This is a genomic window from Solibacillus sp. FSL W7-1472 (assembly GCF_037969775.1).
In the GTDB taxonomy this organism is placed as follows: domain Bacteria; phylum Bacillota; class Bacilli; order Bacillales_A; family Planococcaceae; genus Solibacillus; species Solibacillus silvestris.
Genome location: NZ_CP150208.1, coordinates 2,808,039 through 2,828,334, shown reverse-complemented (window position 1 = coordinate 2,828,334; position 20,296 = coordinate 2,808,039). Strand labels below are relative to the sequence as shown.

Here is a 20,296-nt window from a genome sequence, read left to right as displayed (position 1 = left end):
GCTTAAAGTGGAAGAAAGAGATTTAAATTTCTTCAAGCCGGGTGGTACCGCGTTAAATAAAAATTTGACGTCCCTGCATGCATTTGCGTGTAGGGACTTTTTTATTTCCTTACAAGTAAATGACACATCATGTAAAAGGAGAGAAAACAAATGACAAACGAATTACTGCAAGACTTGGAATGGCGCGGATTGTTATACCAGCAAACAGACGCGGAAGGTATGGAAAAGTTATTAAACGAAGAGAAGGTTTCCCTATATGTAGGTGTTGACCCGACAGCGGATTCGATGCATATCGGACATATCGTGCCATTGCTTACGTTACGCCGTTTCCAAAAAGCAGGTCATACACCGATTTTATTAGTTGGTGGAGCTACAGGTACAGTTGGGGATCCATCTGGCCGTTCAGAAGAGCGTCAATTACAGACGATGGACCAGATCGATAAAAATGTGCAGGGACTTAAAAAGCAAATGGAGCGCTTATTCGACTTTTCATCGGATGCTGCAAATGGTGCTGTTCTTGTAAACAATAATGACTGGGTAGGTCCAATGACATTAATCGATTTCCTTCGTGATTACGGGAAACTGATCAATGTAAACTACATCTTAAATAAAGATACAGTAGCGTCACGCCTGGATTCAGGTATTTCATTTACTGAATTTGCTTACACATTAATCCAAGGTATTGACTTCAATCATTTATACGATCATCACAATGTTCGAATTCAAGTAGGTGGTTCGGATCAGTGGGGCAATATTACAACAGGCTTGGAAATGATTCGTAAAACGCATGATGAAAATGCGAAAGCGTTCGGTATTACAATTCCTCTTGTAACAAAAGCGGACGGTACAAAATTCGGTAAAACAGCGGGCGGCGCTGTATGGCTCGATGCTGCGAAAACATCTCCATACGAGTTTTACCAGTTCTGGATCAATACTGCGGATGCAGATGTTGTGAAATACTTAAAAATCTTCACATTCTTGTCACGTGAAGAAATTGAAGGCCTTGCAGTAAGTGTTGAAGAAGAGCCGCATTTACGTAAAGCGCAAAAAGCATTGGCTGAAGAAATGACGCGTCTGATCCACGGTGAGGAAGGTCTGGAAGCCGCAGAGCGTATTACAAAAGCATTATTCTCCGGTGACTTAAAAGCATTGTCAGTAGAGGAAATGAAAGTAGCCTTCTCCGGTGTACCTTCTGTAGAAGTGGCGAAAGAAGACAAAAATATCGTGGAGTTAATCGTAGAAGCAGGAATTTCTTCATCAAAGCGTCAGGCACGTGAAGATGTTACGAACGGTGCAATTAGCGTGAACGGAGAAAAAATTACAGATCTGGAATATGTAATCGATGCGAAAGACCGTTTGGAAGACGCCTTTGCCATTATTCGTCGCGGCAAGAAAAAATACCATATGGTGAAATTTGCTTAATTAAATTAAACGTCTTGGGAAGTAGTTTTCCAGGACGTTTTTTTAAAAGGAATATTTCGTTTCATAAAGAACTATAGGCGGAGAGGGTTGGGAGTATGGAAAATAAATCTTATTTAGGGAAAATTGTCATTTCGATTTTTGTCTTACTGACGGTTTGCTTTTTCACTTTCATATTGCTATTTTTTGTAGCATTTAGCGGCAAGATTCATTATATACCGTTAGTAATTTCTGCTGCGGTCATTTTATATATTGGTTTTGTCCTTGTGATTTTTGATGTATTTTACAAAAACAGTAAGCGTATAAAAATCTTTTGGTCAATTGCCGGAATTGTTTTGGTCGTCACCTCGATACAACCAATTTATAAATGGTTCGATGGCAGGGTACCGACTGTTGACGCGGAAGTGAATATTTATCAATATGAGCCATTTACAGATCAGAATAAATTAGTGCAATTGGATAAGAAACCGAGTTTAAAAATAGAGGAACCTTTGCCGAAGATGGATGGTGCAACGGCTTTGTATCCATTGTATGCAGCCATTACAGAGCATCTTTATCCTGAAAGAGAATATAATCCTTACAAGAGTGAAGTGATGGTGAATCAGACGCACGAAGCCTATACGAACCTGATTTTTGGTAATACGGATATGATATTTGTAGCGGGCCCATCCGATTCACAAATTCACCAGGCAGAACAACAGGGGATTAAACTTCATTTGACGCCTATTGGAAAAGAAGCATTTGTCTTTTTCGTGAACAGTAAAAACAAAGTCGATCGTTTATCGCTCGAACAAATTAAGGGAATCTATGCAGGGGAAATTACAAACTGGTCTGAAGTTGGCGGACAAGACGATGCAATCCGTGCATTCCAAAGACCTGAGGACAGCGGATCACAAACAGCATTACAACGGCTTATGGGGGATAAACCGTTAATGGAAGCCCCAACGGAAGATGTAGCGACAGGAATGGGCGGAATTATCAATGAAGTGTCCCAATATAAAAATTATAAAAACGCAATCGGTTATACTTTCCGCTACTATTCAAATGAAATGGTAAAAAATAAAGAAATTAAACTTTTGGAAATCGATGGGGTTGCACCGACAAGAGAAACAATTCGCAACAATGCGTATCCAATTGCTTCCGAATTTTATATTGTGACAGCAGGCGAGCCAACAGGAAATGTTAAACAGGTGATTGATTGGGTGCTCTCGGATGAAGGGCAGGCATTAGTGGAAAAGGCGGGCTATGTATCTCTTAAATCTGCCGAATAGTAAAAGATTGGCATGCTACTAAAGAAGCAATAATTTTGTATCACCTTAAAAATATCAGTATAATAGATTGTATACATATTTTTAGGGGGATGTTATTTTGAGTGAGCAATTAACAGGTACAGTCGATGATCGACATGCGATATTAAGCATTGCTGTTAAACCCCGAGATACTATTCGTTATGTGTTAACAACTAAAAAGTTATCTTATTTCATTTTCGTTGGTATTATCGGAGTGTTTGCTAGTAATTTAGTCAGCTTTATCGGTAGTGAATTTACAGGACAATATACGCTGGGAGATATCGTTTATTCAACATTTCTTTTAAGTTTAATACTATATTTTCTTTCAACAGTTTTATCGGCAGGCGTATTGACACTATCAGCAAAAGCATTCGGTGGTAAAGGGAAGTTTAAAGAAATGTTTCGCATGATCAGTGTGACAATGATTCCTTATATTTGGATATTGCCGGTTCTTCTGTTCTGGATGCAATTCGCACCACAGTCATTTTTCTCTATTTCCTATATGGAGACATCACTAGGTGATTTGATTCTGCAATTTGTTTGTGGGACTCTGATTATTATTAGCAGTATTTGGACATATGTCATCACAGTTATTGGGATTTCGGAAGTGCACCGTATATCTAAGTGGAAAGCATTTTTTGCTTCGTTTATAGTAATTGCGGTACTAGGAGCAACTTACTTTTTGTTTTAAGCGTATTTAGTATGGATTGTTACGAGTTGAATAGAAAGGATGCTGCCGCTCTATAGCGTACAGCATCTTTTTTTATTGTTAGCGAAATGTAATGTTTGTGTCTGCATGTAAGGATGAAAAGTTAATGAAATTCAAAATAAAAAGGGTCACTGGGGGAAGTGACCCTAAGGGCGAGAAGCAGTAATAAGTAGTTGGATTTATTTCTGGCTAGCTAGAAGCCTTCTTTGGAATCGGAGTTATTAGTAAGCGAAAGTAGCACCGACAATAATTAAAAGAATGAATAGAACAACAATTAGAACGAATGTTAAGCTGTTACCGCCGCTGTTACCGCCACCACCACCACAGCCGTAACCACCGTAGTTATTATAGTTTTGATTTTGATATCCTTCATAACCGTAACCCATAATATTCACCCCCTTTCCTCGTTATCCTATTCAACGAAGAAGGGTTGATCGGGGCGATTGAACAATTTTAGAAAAAATTTTGCAGAAAATAAATCTCAATAAAAAAACCACCAAGCACCCGATAAACAGGGCTTGATGGTTTGATTCGAATATATCTGAAGTTCGAAAGATTAACGAGAGTAGAACTCTACGATGAATTGTTCGTTGATTTCAGAAGATAATTCAGAGCGCTCTGGTAAACGTACGAAAGTACCTACTTTAGAGTCTGCATCGAATGATAAATATTCTGGTACGAAGCTGTTTACTTCGATTGATTCAGCAACAACTGAAAGGTTAGCTGATTTCTCACGTAAAGAGATCGTTTGACCTGGTTTTACTGAGTAAGATGGGATGTCAACGCGGTTACCATCAACTAAGATGTGACCGTGGTTAACTAATTGACGAGCTGCACGACGAGTGCGAGCTAAACCTAAACGGTAAACTAGGTTGTCAAGGCGAGTTTCAAGTAAAATCATGAAGTTTTCACCGTGTACACCTTGTAATTTACCAGCACGTAGGTAAGTGTTTTTGAATTGACGTTCAGTCATACCATACATATGACGTAATTTTTGCTTTTCAGTTAATTGTAGACCGTACTCTGATTTTTTACCGCGAGAGTTCGGGCCGTGTTGACCTGGTGCGTAAGGGCGTTTTGCGATTTCTTTACCTGTGCCGCTTAATGAAATACCAAGACGACGAGATAGTTTCCAAGATGGACCTGTATAACGAGACATAATTGTGTCTCCTCCTTAAAATTGGTTTTTGTTGTAAAAGAAAAAACCAGTTGTACCCGACATTAAACGGTATTCTATTTTCATGTATCTTCGCCCATGCAGCCGAAAGGGTTACACAATACACCATTCTGTCTAAACAGAAGGAATAAAATACTACATTTAAGTTATACAACTACTGCATTCATTTTACACAAAGGCTATTGTATCTTTTTTTTATCTATCCGTCAACAAAGGTGTTTTACATTTTGAAGATAATATGTAGTAAAGAAAAATAAAAATAATTTATCGTTTTGTGGGTATTTAAGCACAAAAGCGGGTAGTAGATAAGAACGGGAAAATACTTTAATATTCAAAAAACAATTCAAATTGGGGTGTTTACTAGAAAAATATAACAAATTTAAATAGTCAATAAGACATAAAATGTGTATACTTGATGTTAAGTGAAAAGAACCGACATCGCAATAGTAAAAGAAAAGGTGATTTAATGGTGGAAAATCAACAAAAGATTGATCAATTTAAATCGGATATTTTAAGCCTTTGTATGAATAAGAAATTACAACGAAGTAAATTTTATGATTACTTTTTCCTATTAGAAGAAAGCCTAACTAAACACTTTAATATGGAACATTGTTTTTTATTTCATGTAAGCGAAAATAAATTGAAACCGATCGACAACTTAGAATTACTGAATGTTGATGTAGCATTAGATTTAATACAACCCTATTTTAATGGTAACAAAGTTGTGAAGTTACCCGGGTTTTTAAAAGAACAACCGTATTTTGAAAACCATACGGATGTTATGCCACTTATAATAAATGATAAAATAGAAGCTATTATTATATTTAAATATAATCCTCTTGAGGCACCTATACAAACAGTGCTGACTGAAGAAATAGTAGGGGCGATATCCGCTTCCTATAAATATTTAATCCAAAAATACGAAGTGTATTCGAATGAGCAAAAGTACCGTAAATTATATGGGATGACAGATCTTTTCCATTCAACGATGGACATTGATGTAATTTTGGAAAATGTGCTTATTACAATAGAAGAGAATTTTCCTGGACTTGAAGTAGAGCTGATCTTGTCAAATGACCAAGACCGTCAAACGAGAGTGAAAATAAAGCCCTTTGACTATTTATCGGAGCGGCCTGCAACAATCGAGTCTTTTGTATCGGGAGAATTGAAAGAAGATATAGCCGTTGAACAAAACCGTCGATTATTAAATGTGCCTATAAAAGGGAGACAAGCAATATACGGAATTTTACAGGTAAAAGCACCGATCAATTACTCATTCGCGAATTCGGAAAAAGAATTTATCCGTATGCTTGCGCAAGCTTCAGGAAATGCCTTGGAAAACGCAAAACTCTATCATCAATCACATCGTCTCATCACGGATTTACAGTTAATCAATGAAACTTCCCACCGTTTAAATATGAAATTGACGATCAGCGAGATGCTTTTATTTTTACAAAAGCAAATGTTGAAATCTTTTCAGCCAATGGAAATAGGTTTCATGTTTAAAGAAGATGAAAAGTATATCATGACCGAAGCGTGTACAGATCTTTTCGATTATGTAGCGTGCAATGTATATGTCCAGCATGTGGAAAAACATTTTCAGACGACACAAGACCCATTGTTTATTGCTGATTTCAGTCGTCTTATTTCAGGAGACATTGAGTATAAGTCGATTATGGCCATTCCAATGATTGTTGAAGAAGATATTATCGGGTTTAGCATTGTATTGCATAAAGAGCCGTATTTCTTCTCCTTTGACAGCTTTAAGCTAATGCAATCGCTTATTCACCATTCGTCATTAGCCATTTCCAATTCTGTTTTACGTGAACAACTTCAGGAGATGGTGGATCGGGACCATTTAACAAAGCTTTATGCAAGAAGTTACTCTGATTCATACGTAGAAAATTCCATTCAAAAGGACGATTCAGGAATGTTCCTTTTAATTGATATCGATAACTTTAAAAAGGTGAATGACACATATGGGCATCAAGTCGGAGATGAAGTAATCGTGCAAATTGCTAGGCGACTGCAAAATGAAATAGGGAAAAAGGGCATTTGCTCGCGATGGGGCGGTGAAGAGCTTGCCATCTATATTCCGAATATTTCAGACAGTGAAGCGATTGGAATTTCGGATTCGATTGTACAAATGGTACCAAGTGTATCAAATCCATCAGTTACGGTTTCAGCGGGTATGATTACATGGCATAAGAGCAGTCGTCCTAATTTCAAAAATATGTTTGCGCAAGCTGATATGGCGTTATACCATGCAAAACGAAACGGAAAAAACCGCTTATGTGTATATGAAAAACCAATGGAACTGCAATATTAAAGGGAGTACCCGGAATAACTTTTCGGGCACTCCCTTTTTAGTAATTAAATATGTTTTAACAGTACATCCACAAATTTTTCCAAACCATCTTTATCTTCATCAGTAAAACGTGCTTCAACCGGGCTGTCGATATCTAAAACACCTATAACGACACCATTTTTAATTAATGGAATAACGATTTCCGATTTTGATGCAGCGTCACAAGCAATATGGCCAGGGAAAGCGTGAACATCGTCTACAACCATTGTTTGCTCCTTGGCAACCGTTGTACCGCAAACACCGCGCCCGACAGGAATTCGTACACAAGCAGGCAAGCCTTGGAATGGTCCAAGTACTAATTCGCCTTCATTCATTAAATAGAATCCTACCCAGTTAATTTCTTTTAAAAAAGTATTTAATAAAGCTGAAGCGTTACTTAAGTTAGCGATTAAGTTATTTTCCCCTTCAAGCAATGCATCCAGCTGTTTAGATAGCTGTTCGTACTGGTCTGTTATTGAACCGTTATAAGTGATATTTCCAAACATAGAATCCTCCAATTAAAAAGTTATTTTTTTCAGTAATGTTTCATAATGCTGATGTAAATCCGCTACCGTATGGGCATCCGAGCCGAAAATAATTGGAATTTGTAAATTAATTGCCTGTTTCACAAATGGATAGGGCGGGTATGTCTCCTTACAATACGGTTTACTTAGGCCAGCACTATTAAAATCAAGCTCATAATGGCTGTTGTGCATCATCTTTAATAGTTCATTTATGTCAGCTGCGTCATCGACCTGCTCATTGTGGGCAAGCTGAAATTTATGAATTAGTGTAGGATGTCCTATACGCTTAGGTTTGTATAAACCTAAATCCGCCAAAATCGACTTTTTCACGGTTTCGTAGTATAGCTTATACATAGGAAGAATGCCGCCAACCTTATTGGCAAATTGTAAATATACTTCTTGTGAAAAGTCAATACATACATATTCGTCTTGGAAATTCAAAAAGTGTACGGATAATATCGCATCATCCAATAATGGGCCGACTTCATTGAGAAATTGTTTTGTTTCATGTTCAAAGCCGACAATATAGTCGACCTCCAGCCCAATATTGATTTTAATTTGTGATTCGTACTGTTCTTTTGCGCACTGCAGTTGTTTAAAGTAATCCATCAAATAAGCAGGGTTCATTCCGCTATCCTTGTCAGGTGTTGGATCGACAAAGTTTTCAGGTAAAGGTGCATGCTCCGTAAATGTGATTTCTTTAAATCCACTTGTTATCGCTTTTTCGACATATTTTTCTATCGAATCTGTAGAACCATGGGGACAAAAAGGTGTATGTATATGACCGTCTCGTTTCAATTGAATGACCTTCCTTCAAAAATATGGTATTTAAAAGTAAAAAAAGCTGGAAATAGTTAAACAAATATTAGAAAACATGTTATTATAAATAATACGTATATAGCTAAAATATTGATTTTATTTGGGATTAGGGGGCTTACAATGATAAAGTATATCATCATTGTTGTCGTCGTACTATTAGCATTATTAATGGCAGGCTTAGTAGTAAGACGCAAGCATAATGCAGAAATAGGACGATTAGATAAGGAAAAACTACAAATACAACATTACCCGATTTTTGAGGAGCTCGCAAAAGTAAAAGCCCTTAATATGAACGGTCAAACAGAAGAGCTTTTTGAAAACTGGCGTAATCGTTGGTTGGATGTTGTTGATAAGCAAATTCCGAAAATTGACGAATTATTGTTTGATGCGGAAGAATTTGTCGACCGATTTAAATTTAACAAAGCAACACATACAGAACGTGACATCGAGCAAGAGCTTGCAAAATGTGAGCAAGTACGTGTGCAGATTATTACAGAGCTGGATGAATTGATTGGCAGTGAAGAGAAAAACCGTATTGAAATTGAGCAGTTGAAAGAATATTACCGTTCTGCACGTAAGACGATTTTGGCACACCAGCATTCATTTGGTCCGGCTTTGGAAGCATTGGAAAAGAAGCTTGAGCAATTTATACCAAAGTTTGAAGAATTCGATGAGTTAACGAAAGACGGTAACTATTTGCAGGCACGTGAAATTGTTCTTCAGTTAAACAGTGAAGCACAGGAGATTTTCAGCTTACTAAATGATGTGCCGACATTGCTTACGGAAATTCAAACAAAAATTCCGACCGCAATTCATGAACTTCGTAATGGACAGCGTGAAATGGAAGAGCAAAAGTATTATTTACGCCATTTAGAACTGACTGAATATTTGAATGGGCTTGAGAATGAACTGGAAATGTTAAAAGCGGCAATTGCTGAATTAAACTTACCGGCTGTATCACCACGAATTGAAACAATTAATGATGAAATCGACCATTTTTACAATTTGCTAGAAAAAGAAGTAATGGCAAGAAAGTATGTGGAACGCAACTGTTCCGGCATGTACAGTGTGATCAATGATGTAATGCGCCTTACAAAGGACATTAATGATGAAGTTGCGTATGTACAGCATAGCTACCGTTTGCAGGACAGAGAGGCGGAAATTCCTAAAGTGGGCTTAAAGCACTTGGAAGTTCTACAAAGACGCTATGAGTTGTTATCAACTCGTGTTCATGAAGAAAAGTCTGCCTACTCCAGCTTACAGGAAGAGCTAAAAGAAATTACTGATGAGATCGAGCAAATTGCTGAAGAACAGGAAAAGTTCTCTAACAAACTAAAAAATCTCCGTATCGATGAAAATAAAGCAAGAGCTGAATTGGAAACTTTAAAGCGCTTATTGCAAGATACCGAACGCCTGCTTGGACGTGCCAATATTCCTGGAATACCGGAAGAAATGGATGCAAGATTAGAAGAGGCGGCAGAGCAGATTTTTGTTGTTGTTCAAAGCTTACAGGAAGTGCCGTTGAATATTATCCAAGTAAACCAGCATTTACTAAATGCAAAGCAATCGATTGAAGAAACACATGAAAAAGCACAGGAAATGATAGAGAACGTATTAATTATTGAGCGTCTTATTCAGTTTGGAAACCGCTACAGAGCAACTAACCGCCAAGTACATGAAAATTTACTTGAAGCTGAGGACGCATTCAAGAAATTCCGCTACATAAAAGCACTGGAAGATGCAGCAAAAGCGGTTGAAATTATCGATCCTAATGCGATTAAACGTATTGAGGAGCTCGTTCAGGAGCAGCTGCTTACAAAATAATAAGCATAACGGTTACATGTTGATCCATTTAGCGTTATAATAAATAAGCACATTTATGAGGTTGTGTTAATAGTCAATTTGACTATTAACACAACCTCTCTCTTTGGTAAGTGATGATTGCAGGCAACTCTGTAATGTTAATAGATTACGGAAAATTAGTTTTAATAAAGAAGGTTGAGTATAGATGATATATTTAGATAATAGTGCGACAACAAAACCGCACAAAGATGTCTTGGCTACATTTATGTTAGTAAATGAACAATATTACGCCAACCCTGCATCGATTCACCGTGCAGGAGTCGAGTCAAATGCTTTATTAACAAAAGCTCGTGAGCAATTGGCAAATATTCTTCATACAGACGAAAAGAATATTTTATTTACATCCGGAGGTACGGAATCGAATAATGCCGCGCTTTTTGGTCTTGCAAAATCTAGTAATTTTAGAGGCAAGCATATTATTACGACAGAAATAGAACATCCTTCGATATTGGAAGCGGCCAAGCGTTTGGAAGAGGAAGGTTATGAAATTGACTACTTGAAAGTAAACAAATATGGGGTCATTTCTTTAGAGGAATTACAGCAAAAGCTTCGCAAAGATACAATCATCGTGAGCATTATGCATGTAAACAATGAAATTGGAGCTGTTCAGCCAATTAAAGAAGCGGCACAAATCATTCATCGTACATGCCAGGCAATGTTTCATGTTGATGCGATTCAAAGTTTCGGAAAGCTGCCAGTCATTTTTGATGGGGATAATGGTCCCGATGTCATTTCGATTTCAGGACATAAAATTCAAGGCTTAAAAGGGAGTGGCCTGTTGGCATTCCGTAAAAAACCTCAACTGAAAGCATTTATTGTTGGTGGTGGACAAGAGTTCGGATTAAGAAGTGGTACGGTTGCAGTACCGCAAGCTGTTTCATTGGCAAAAGCGGCTCGTTTAGCAGTAGAAGGAATGCCGGAGAATTTTGAGAACTTTAAAAAATGGTCTGCAGATCTCCATCATTTCTTTGAGCAATTTGGTCAGGAAGTATATGTCCTTTCGCCAAAAGATGGCGCACCGCATATTTTATCTTTTAGTGTTAGAGGACTTAAAGGTGAAATTTTAATAAATGCATTACAAAAACGTGATATTATCGTTTCAACATCAAGTGCATGTTCGTCAAAACAAACGAAAACAAGCCATGTTGTGGAAGCATTGAATATCGATAGTCGCTTTAAAAACGGTGTCCTTCGTTTAAGTTTAGGCGCAATTAATACTGACGAAGATATTGCTTCATTCAAAAAGCAATTTACAATCGTAATGAAAGAATTAAAAGGAGAAATAATGCAATGATTTTTAAGGAAATATTAGTTCGCTATGGTGAATTATCAACAAAAGGTCGAAACAAAAAAGATTTTATTAGCCGTTTACGCGATAATGTCCGTTATTCATTTAATGATATTGCACCACTGAAAATTCGTGCAGAGCGTGACCGTATGTTTATTGAAGTTGAAAATAAAGAGAAATTTGATGTACTGATGGATCGTTTACCACATGTTTTCGGTATTCAATCAATCAGCCCTGTCGCTTCTTGTGAAAAAGATTTGGATGTAATGAAAGCTTTAGCCTTTGAAATTTTAGAAGACTATCGTGAAAAAGGTGATTTAACGTTTAAAGTTGAAGTACATCGTACAGATAAAACATTCCCATTAAACACACATGAATTACAGCGTGAAATGGGAGCTACAATTTTACCGAATTTCCCTAACTTTAAAGTACAGGTGAAAAATCCGGATTTCGCATTGCGAATTGAAGTTCGTGAAGATGCAATCTATATGATGGCGCAAGTAATTCAAGGTGCTGGAGGAATGCCGATTGGATCAAATGGACGATCGCTGTTAATGCTTTCAGGCGGTATCGATAGTCCAGTTGCCGGTTACTTAATGATGAAACGTGGCGTTCGACTGGATGCGATTCATTTCTTCAGTCCTCCGTATACAAGCGATAATGCTTTACAGAAAGTTAAAGAGCTTGCAAATGAACTAACAAAATTCGGTGCAAATATTCGCCTGCATGTTATTCCGTTTACAGAACTGCAAGTTGCAGTAAAAGATGCAGTCCCAGACAATATGTCAATGACATCAACACGTCGTATGATGATGAAAGTAGCCGATAAAGTGCGTGAAGAAGTTGGCGCATTAGGTATTGTAACAGGTGAAAGCCTAGGACAAGTCGCTTCACAAACATTGGAAAGCCTAACTGCAATTAATGATGTGACAAATACACCAATTTTACGTCCACTAATTTCAGCAGATAAAAATGACATCATCAAAATCGCAAAAGATATTGGCACATATGAAACATCAATCCAGCCATTTGAGGATTGCTGTACAATATTTACACCGTCTAGTCCAAAAACAAAACCGAAATTAGAAAAAGTTCTGCGTTTTGAAAGCTTTACGGAATTCGATGAATTAATTGATCGTGCCGTTAAAAACCGTGAAGTATATCAGTTCCCTCAGAAGGAAGTAAAAGAAGATAAATTCGCGGATTTACTATAATTTTTAGAAACTGATAATGATTTCCTAATGAAACTATAATTTACCTGTGTTTTTTATGTATTAATCTTTCCTCCCGGTGCATTCTAATGTCACAAGGAGGTGAGAGACAGATGGCAAACAACAACAGCTCAAACAAATTACGTGTACCTGGTGCACAACAAGCTTTAGACCAAATGAAATACGAAATCGCACAAGAATTTGGCGTACAATTAGGTCCTGACGCATCATCTCGTGCAAACGGTTCTGTAGGTGGCGAAATTACGAAACGCCTAGTACAGATGGCAGAGCAGCAATTACGCGGCAACCAAAACCAATAATCCGTTTTTAAAAAAGGAGCGCTACTTTTAAAGTAGCGTTTCTTTTTATTTTGGTAACAAATATTTTTTGTTATGCAATAAAAAGTGGCGGAATATTTTGATATTAACGAGAAGGATTATTATACTAATAAGGTAAGGCTCATTTTTTTTAAACAAAGGGGAGTATTAAAAATGAATGAAAATCAATTAGTTGCACCGGAAATTTATAATATTGTGAATGAATTTGAAAAACACGATAATAAAGAATCAAAAACAGCGTTAATTTTTCAAGAAGAAAATGGACACCAAGAGCGTTATACATACGAAGAGTTACTACAAAGAGCAAATCAGGCAGCGAATGCCTTTTATGCACAAGGACTAAAAAAAGGTGATGTCATTTTAATTATGCTGCCACGCTGTTTAGAAGCATATGTTTCTTATATTGGGGCATTAAAAGCAGGATTGGTCATTATTCCAAGTTCGGAGTTGCTGCGAGCTAAAGATATTGATTATCGACTAAATCATTCTGAGGCTAAGGCGATTATCGTGATGGAACAATTCGTAAATGAATTTGAACATGTAGAAAATTTAGCGAATGTAGAATGCTTTATTGTTGGAAAAGAAAAAGAAGGATGGACTTCATTAATGGCGCTTGCAGAGCAACAATCAAACGAGTTCGATTCTGTTGAGACGACAGCACATGATCTTGCTTTTTTAGCCTATACATCAGGCACAACAGGAAATCCTAAAGCTGTAATGCACTCACATGGCTGGGGATATGCACATTTACGTACAACGGCTGCGGAGTGGCTTGGCGTACGTGATGGTGATACGGTATGGGCAACTGCAGCTCCAGGATGGCAAAAATGGATTTGGAGTCCGTTTCTTGCTGTATTAGGCAGTGGCGCAACAGGATTTGTATATAAAGGGAAGTTTGACCCTAAACAGTTTTTACATTTAATAGAGCAGCAACACATCAATGTGCTTTGCTGTACACCGACAGAATATCGAATGATGGCGAAGTTAGATCAGTTAAATACATTTAATTTAACTTCATTGCGCAGCGCTGTCTCGGCAGGTGAGCCATTAAACCGTGAAGTAATTGAAACGTTCGAACGTGAACATCAGTTAACTGTCCGTGATGGTTATGGTCAAACAGAAAATACATTGTTGATCGGGACATTGTTAAATATGGAATTACGCCCTGGCTCGATGGGGAAACCGACTCCGGGAAATATCATTGATTTAATCAATGAAGATGGTGAGCCTGTCCCGGCAGGTGAAGTCGGTGATATCGCAGTACACAAATCGACACCTGCACTATTTAAAGGGTATTATAAAGATCCTGAACGTACAGCGATTCAATATCGCGGGGATTGGTATGTAACAGGCGACCGAGCGATAAAGGATGAAGACGGTTATTTCTGGTTTGAAGGCCGAAATGATGACATTATTATTTCATCTGGTTATACAATCGGACCATTTGAAGTAGAAGATGCGTTAACGAAGCATCCTGCTGTACAGGAATGTGCTGTTGTTGCAAGTCCGGATGAAATTCGAGGGAATGTTGTAAAAGCATTTGTCGTCCTTAAAGATGTTACATTAAAAGAAAGCCCAACAATTGTAGAAGATTTGCAAAATCATGTAAAACAGCTGACAGCACCATATAAATATCCTCGAATTATAGAGTTTTTAGATGAATTACCTAAAACAATTTCAGGGAAAATCCGTCGTGTTGAATTGCGTGTAAAGTAAGGGAAATACCATTGCTCGACAAATATTTCCCGGGTAATGAATAAAAGGTGGCGAAATTTGCCGCCTTTTTTTCTGCCAGTATTCATGTTTAAACCGAGCTTAATTAATAGAAATGAGGCTTCGCCATTTGATAAAACCTAAAGTATGGTTGCTTAATCAAGTGGGTTTATGTCAAAATCGCTGTAGGAAATGGTTTTCGATGAAACTTTTTGTAAAATAGTTTCGTACATATATTGAGGAGGCGTGAAAATGAATACAAAACGAGTTGTGGCACTCATTATTGCTGCCGTATTATTATTTTTCTCTATTGGGATCAATACGATTATTTCGATTTTCAAGACCGATTTCTTTACTAGTATCGACAATTTGATGGGTACGGAATCGCTCACATACGAAAACGTAGTGGAAACGGGAGACTTAACGAATCGAATTGCGCATTTAACGGTAGATGGCGTAATTCAGGATGTAGGAGAACCAAGCATTTGGGAAACTGTTGATTACAACCACCAGCAGTTTATGGAACAATTGGATGCTGTACTTGAAGACGATACAATTAAAGGCGTTGTATTATCTGTAAACACTCCAGGTGGCGGTGTCATTGAATCAGAGGAAATTTACCAAAAACTATTGAAAATTAAAGAAGAAAAACAAATTCCAATTTATGTCTCAATGGGATCAATGGCTGCTTCCGGCGGTTATTATATTTCAGCACCGGCAGATAAGATTTTTGCTCAACGCGAGACAATTACCGGTTCAATCGGTGTGATTATGCAATCGATTAATTATGGGAAATTAGCCGAAAATTTCGGTGTCGAGTTTGAAACAATCAAATCAGGCGAACATAAAGACATGTTTGGCGGTGTACGACCTTCTACAAAAGAGGAACTTGCGATGCTGCAGGAAATGATTGATGAATCATATGAGCATTTTGTCGATATTATCGAAGCTGGGCGTAATATGTCTGAAGCGCAAGTGAAGAAAGTGGCGGATGGCCGTGTATTAGGCGGTACTCAGGCACTGCGAGCAGGGTTGGTGGATGAAATTGGAAATGAAGAAGCGACAGTTAATGCATTACGCGCGGATTTTGGATTGGAAGATGCAGAGCTGTTTGAATATACAATGGATACATCAAGCTGGGGTTCTTTATTAGGTGTAAAACTAGGTTCTATGCTGCGACCATCTGCTGAGTCTGAAGTATTGTCCAAAATTATTTCAACGACAAATTCGCCTCGTATGATGTATTTATATGGTGACTACTAATAGGAGGGATTACGATGACTGACATAATCGAAGTAGTGGATGAAGCATCTGTCGTAAAGCCGCCTTCTATTAAACAAAAAACAGCCGGCTTCTGGATGCGCTTCTGGGCATTCCTGTTGGATTCAATTGTAATAAGTGCCATTATCGGCGTCTCGATTAGGCCGGTGTTTGCATTGATGAATTGGAGTGTTGCCAGCGATGTGTGGTATGCGCCAATGACAATTCTTTCGGGAATTATTTTCTACGCTTATTTTGTGCTCATGACAAAATTTTTTAAGCAAACTTTAGGGAAAATGACGTTTGGAATAAAGGTTGAAAAAGATGACGGGGAAGCACTGGATTGGATGACAGTTCTGTTTCGTGAAGGGGTAGGCCGATTTATCAATGGCACATTATTATACTTGCCGTATTTAATCGTAGCCTTTTCACCGAACAATAAAAGTATTGCCGATTATTTTGCGGATACGGTCGTTGTTCATGAAAATATTTATACAAAAGATGTTTGAAAATGAATAGAAGGGGAAATAATTTACTATCGACACCTTCTAAGCAAGAGAAGAGCTGTTTTGTAAGATTCGTCTTATAAAAACAGCTCTTTTCTTTTTCTCTTCTTAATTTAATGAATATAAGCTCAGTTAGTTGCAATTGCTAAATCTTTTTTAGTAATATTAGGGAATATAAAGGAGGCGTTTAATATGGCGCAAGTAACATTTAAAAACAGTCCAGTAACACTAATCGGTAATGAGGTAAAAGTTGGTGATCAAGCACCGGACTTTACAGTGGTTGCAAACGATTTATCAGAAGTAACTTTAAAAGATTCTGAAGGTAAAATTCGATTATTCTCAGTTGTTCCTTCATTGGAAACAGGTGTTTGTGATAAGCAAACTCGTACATTTAACGAAGCGGCGGCTAACTTAGGTGACAATGTTGTAATTTATACAGTGTCAATGGATTTACCATTTGCTCAAAAACGTTGGTGTGGAGCTGCGGGTATCGATAATGTTGTAACAGTATCAGACCACCGCGATGCATCATTCGGTGAAGCATATGGCGTACATATGAAAGAATTACGCCTTTTAGCACGTTCAATTTTTGTTGTTGATGAAACTGGCAAAGTTGCTTATGTGGAATATGTTCCAGAAGGTACAGACCACCCGAATTATGATGCTGCGATTGAAGCAGTAAAAGCTCTTGCAAAATAATTTCGTTTTGAACAATTTTGTTGTAAAGTAATTACATGTATAATTAACACCCACTCAATGATTAATGATTGAGTGGGTTGTTCATTTAATGGATATGTCGCAATCAGGCGAAAAATCCAAATGAATGGAATGAGGGAGTTAGTCTAATGGAAAAGTTTGAACAAATATTTAAATATATTAATGACAATGCAGAAAATATTGTAGGGCAGCAAGAGCAGGATTATTTGGAAGCTTTACTGCAAACACTGGAAGATACATTGGACGGGAAATTTGAATGGCAAGTCCAAGGAGCGACGAAGGAAGATATGCGTAAAGCGATTCAAATCGCGATTTTAAAGGGGATGCGTAAAAGTGCCCAGCCGAATCACCAAATGACACCGGATACTCTGGGGCTGATTGTAAGCCACTTTGTAGAGCAGTGCTTTGACCAGGAATTATCGGAACGGACGATTTCAATTGTTGACCCGGCACTCGGTACAGGGAATCTACTCTTTACAGTCATGAATGCATTGGAAGGAAAAGTGACAGCTTCTGGAGTGGAAGTTGATGATTTATTAATTCGACTAGCAGCAGCGACAGGAGACCTGATCCAACAACCTGTTACATTATTCCGTCAAGATGCACTGGAAAAACTATTGGTCGATCCAGTTGATGCGGTGGTTTGCGACTTACCTGTAGGATTTTATCCGAATGAAGAAGTAGCACTTGACTATGAATTATGCGCGGCAGAAGGAATGAGCTACGCACACCATCTGTTTATTGAGCAATCTTTAAATTATACAAAAGAAGGTGGCTTTGGATTTTTCCTGATTCCGGCAAATTTATTTGAATTAGATCAAGCAAAACAGCTTCACCAGTATATTAAAGGACATGCATGGATTCAGGCAGTCATCCAATTGCCTGAAAACCTGTTCTCATCAAAAACACATGAGAAAAGTATTTTAATTTTACAAAAGCAAAGTGAGCAGTTAAAAGCGCCGCGTGAGGTTTTATTGGCAAAAGTACCGAATATGTCAAACCGTGATGCTCTCGCAATGTTCTTCGAAAAAGTAAGCATGTGGAAAGAAAGCAATAATCAGAAACGATAATAATAAATGCCATCGTCTCAAATTGAGAAGATGGCATTTTGTATGTTACTTATTTAAATCACTCTGGTGTACGGATTACTAATACGTCACATGTAGCTGAACGTACGATTGCTTCTGATACAGAACCGATCAGGAAACGTTCAACCGCATTTAAACCAGTTGCGCCACAGATAATTAAATCTGCTTCTACAACATTTGAAAGATCTTTTGTAATAATATTTTTAGGAGAGCCATATTCAATAATCAGATTAACGTTTTCAACGCCTTCTGCTTCAGCTTGCTTTTTGTAGCCGTTTAACAATTCCTCGGAATGTTGTTGAGCACGTTCAGCAATTGAACGGTCATAAGCTTCTATAGCTGCAAAAGAACGTGTATCGATAACATTTACTAGGTTGATTGTTGCACCTTCATTGCGTTTTGCAACATCGATTGATTTACGGAATGCATATTCTGCTTCTTTCGAGCCGTCTACTGCTACTACAATGCTTTTATAATGGTTTGCCATTTTCCATACCTCCTAATTATCTATAACTATATTATACCAAATAATTTTCCAAAGAACATAATTCCTGCGCCAAAAAATAGGTGAAATACAATAACTTCCATGAAATGGTCACAAAGTTTGGATTTATAGTGAAAAATATTTTTACTATTATAAAATATTTTTTTCAGCAATATATTGCCAGTTTCTATACAGGAGTAAGATATGATTAACGATTCATTATTCAGAATAGAATTTACATTCAAAATCCTCTACTAATTTGCGGGTAAAATTGGTAAAATGGATTTGATTTATGTTAATCATATTTCTAAGTGATTGTTAAAGGGAGGAATTATGTTGAAAATAGGGGTACCGAAAGAAATAAAGAACAACGAAAATCGAGTTGCGATGACACCAGCAGGGGTATTGTCATTAATCGCAAATGGTCATGAAGTATATATTGAAACAGGTGCAGGATTAGGATCTGCATTTACGGATCAGGACTATATTGACGCTGGTGCCCATATTGTACAAACAGCGGCCGAAGCATGGGCAGGAGAAATGGTTTTAAAAGTAAAAGAACCTGTACAAAGTGAATACAAGTATTTCCGTGAAGGGTTAATACTATTTACGTACTTACATTTAGCTCCGGAGCCTGAATTGACTAAAGCTTTACTTGAAAATCGAGTAATCGGTATTGCCTATGAAACAGTTCAATTACCGAACGGTTCTTTACCATTATTAACACCGATGAGTGAAGTTGCAGGTAAAATGGCAACACAGATCGGCGCACATTATTTAGAAAAGCTGCCAGGCGGTAAAGGCATCTTGCTTGGTGGTGTATCAGGTGTTCCACGCAGTAAAGTAACAGTAATTGGCGGTGGTATTGCGGGAACAAATGCAGCTAAAGTAGCAGTTGGCATGGGAGCGGATGTTACGATTATCGATTTAAATCCAGAACGATTACGCCAACTTGATGATTTATTCGGTCGAGATGTTCAAACATTAATTTCAAATCCTTATAATATTGCAGATGCTGTTCGTTCTGCTGATTTAGTAATTGGCTCAGTGCTGATTCCAGGAGCGAAGGCACCAAAATTGGTTACAGAGGAAATGATTCAATCGATGTCACCTGGATCTGTTGTTGTTGATATTGCAATCGATCAAGGCGGCTGTTTTGCAACATCTGAAAAAGTAACAACACATGACAATCCTACATTTGTTAAATATGGTGTTGTCCACTATACGGTGGCAAATATGCCAGGCGCGGTTCCACGTACGTCGACAATTGCGTTAACAAACAATACAGTTCCTTATGCATTACAAATTGCAAATAAAGGCTTTTTACGTGCATGCCTGGACAACCTAGCATTAAAACGCGGCGTTAATACATTAGACGGTAAAGTTGTATACCGTGCAGTAGCAGACGCGCAAGGGCTGTCATATGCAGAAGTAGAAGATGTATTAGGGGCACTGACAGGATTAAATTAATAAGCATTTTACAGCAATAATAAAATCCGCTACGATTGGCAAAATCAAACGTAGCGGATTTTTTATGTGGTCAT

The 20,296-nt window shown here is 37.7% G+C and carries 19 protein-coding genes and 1 other annotated feature (1 of these 20 running past the window's edge); of the genes, 14 read left to right on the top strand and 5 right to left on the bottom strand.

The annotated features are described in order from the left end of the window. Positions 1-78, top strand: a binding site (T-box leader); it begins 130 nt to the left of the window's first position. A 72-nt stretch (positions 79-150) separates the two neighbouring features. The 3 genes from tyrS (at position 151) to MKY07_RS14030 (ending at position 3,399) form a co-directional block, all read left to right on the top strand. Beyond that, a complete protein-coding gene (gene tyrS / locus MKY07_RS14040; RefSeq protein WP_008407806.1) occupies positions 151-1,422 on the top strand; it encodes a tyrosine--tRNA ligase in 1,272 nt (423 codons plus the stop codon). Positions 1,423-1,517: 95 nt separating this feature from the next. Further along, positions 1,518-2,690, top strand: a complete 1,173-nt coding sequence (locus MKY07_RS14035) for a substrate-binding domain-containing protein (protein WP_339262750.1) — start codon at positions 1,518-1,520, stop codon at positions 2,688-2,690. Positions 2,691-2,787: 97 nt separating this feature from the next. Next, the gene (locus MKY07_RS14030) at positions 2,788-3,399 is read left to right on the top strand and encodes a Yip1 family protein (protein ID WP_339262748.1); all 612 of its coding nucleotides are present in this window, start codon (positions 2,788-2,790) and stop codon (positions 3,397-3,399) included. 239 nt (positions 3,400-3,638) lie between these two features. On the opposite strand, the gene MKY07_RS14025 is transcribed toward MKY07_RS14030, so the two are convergent. Then, positions 3,639-3,803 (bottom strand): YjcZ family sporulation protein, encoded by a 165-nt coding sequence (locus MKY07_RS14025; protein WP_014823098.1) that lies wholly within the window; start codon positions 3,801-3,803, stop codon positions 3,639-3,641. A 170-nt stretch (positions 3,804-3,973) separates the two neighbouring features. After that, a complete protein-coding gene (gene rpsD, locus MKY07_RS14020) occupies positions 3,974-4,576 on the bottom strand; it encodes a 30S ribosomal protein S4 (protein ID WP_008407801.1) in 603 nt (200 codons plus the stop codon). A gap of 484 nt (positions 4,577-5,060) precedes the next feature. On the opposite strand from rpsD, the gene MKY07_RS14015 reads away from it, so the two are divergent. Next, positions 5,061-6,923, top strand: a complete 1,863-nt coding sequence (locus MKY07_RS14015; RefSeq protein WP_339262745.1) for a diguanylate cyclase — start codon at positions 5,061-5,063, stop codon at positions 6,921-6,923. 44 nt (positions 6,924-6,967) lie between these two features. On the opposite strand, the gene MKY07_RS14010 is transcribed toward MKY07_RS14015, so the two are convergent. Both MKY07_RS14010 and hisJ read right to left on the bottom strand, forming a co-directional pair. Continuing rightward, a complete protein-coding gene (locus MKY07_RS14010) occupies positions 6,968-7,447 on the bottom strand; it encodes a GAF domain-containing protein (RefSeq protein WP_014823100.1) in 480 nt (159 codons plus the stop codon). Positions 7,448-7,459: 12 nt separating this feature from the next. Then, positions 7,460-8,263, bottom strand: a complete 804-nt coding sequence (gene hisJ, locus MKY07_RS14005) for a histidinol-phosphatase HisJ (RefSeq protein ID WP_339262743.1) — start codon at positions 8,261-8,263, stop codon at positions 7,460-7,462. A 141-nt stretch (positions 8,264-8,404) separates the two neighbouring features. Here hisJ and ezrA point away from each other — a divergent pair, with 141 nt between their 5' ends. The 9 genes from ezrA (at position 8,405) to MKY07_RS13960 (ending at position 18,250) form a co-directional block, all read left to right on the top strand. Beyond that, positions 8,405-10,108, top strand: coding sequence for a septation ring formation regulator EzrA (ezrA, locus tag MKY07_RS14000; RefSeq protein WP_008407797.1), 1,704 nt, complete (start codon positions 8,405-8,407; stop codon positions 10,106-10,108). Positions 10,109-10,292: 184 nt separating this feature from the next. Next, the gene (locus MKY07_RS13995; protein ID WP_339262740.1) at positions 10,293-11,441 is read left to right on the top strand and encodes a cysteine desulfurase family protein; all 1,149 of its coding nucleotides are present in this window, start codon (positions 10,293-10,295) and stop codon (positions 11,439-11,441) included. Further along, positions 11,438-12,649 carry a tRNA uracil 4-sulfurtransferase ThiI gene (gene thiI / locus MKY07_RS13990; protein ID WP_339262738.1) on the top strand — a complete coding sequence of 404 codons (1,212 nt, stop codon included), beginning with the start codon at positions 11,438-11,440 and terminating at the stop codon, positions 12,647-12,649. Before MKY07_RS13995 ends, thiI begins: the two co-directional genes overlap by 4 nt. 110 nt (positions 12,650-12,759) lie before the next feature. Continuing rightward, positions 12,760-12,966 carry an alpha/beta-type small acid-soluble spore protein gene (locus tag MKY07_RS13985; protein WP_008407794.1) on the top strand — a complete coding sequence of 69 codons (207 nt, stop codon included), beginning with the start codon at positions 12,760-12,762 and terminating at the stop codon, positions 12,964-12,966. Positions 12,967-13,137: 171 nt separating this feature from the next. Then, positions 13,138-14,700 carry an acyl--CoA ligase gene (locus MKY07_RS13980; RefSeq protein ID WP_014823104.1) on the top strand — a complete coding sequence of 521 codons (1,563 nt, stop codon included), beginning with the start codon at positions 13,138-13,140 and terminating at the stop codon, positions 14,698-14,700. A 249-nt stretch (positions 14,701-14,949) separates the two neighbouring features. Beyond that, positions 14,950-15,960, top strand: coding sequence for a signal peptide peptidase SppA (gene sppA, locus MKY07_RS13975; protein ID WP_339262735.1), 1,011 nt, complete (start codon positions 14,950-14,952; stop codon positions 15,958-15,960). Between the two features lie 14 nt (positions 15,961-15,974). Continuing rightward, a complete protein-coding gene (locus MKY07_RS13970) occupies positions 15,975-16,466 on the top strand; it encodes an RDD family protein (protein WP_339262734.1) in 492 nt (163 codons plus the stop codon). A gap of 189 nt (positions 16,467-16,655) precedes the next feature. After that, complete coding sequence (tpx, locus tag MKY07_RS13965; protein ID WP_014823107.1) at positions 16,656-17,162, top strand: thiol peroxidase; 507 nt, start codon at positions 16,656-16,658, stop codon at positions 17,160-17,162. Positions 17,163-17,308: 146 nt separating this feature from the next. Next, entirely contained in the window at positions 17,309-18,250 is a 942-nt protein-coding gene (locus MKY07_RS13960) for a class I SAM-dependent methyltransferase (RefSeq protein ID WP_339262731.1), read from the top strand. A 58-nt stretch (positions 18,251-18,308) separates the two neighbouring features. Here the strand turns inward: MKY07_RS13960 and MKY07_RS13955 are convergent, their stop codons facing one another. Then, positions 18,309-18,755 carry a universal stress protein gene (locus MKY07_RS13955; RefSeq protein WP_008407782.1) on the bottom strand — a complete coding sequence of 149 codons (447 nt, stop codon included), beginning with the start codon at positions 18,753-18,755 and terminating at the stop codon, positions 18,309-18,311. Positions 18,756-19,088: 333 nt separating this feature from the next. Here MKY07_RS13955 and ald point away from each other — a divergent pair, with 333 nt between their 5' ends. Beyond that, on the top strand, positions 19,089-20,222 hold the full coding sequence (gene ald / locus MKY07_RS13950) for an alanine dehydrogenase (RefSeq protein ID WP_014823109.1): 1,134 nt from the start codon (positions 19,089-19,091) through the stop codon (positions 20,220-20,222). Positions 20,223-20,296: the final 74 nt, after the last annotated feature.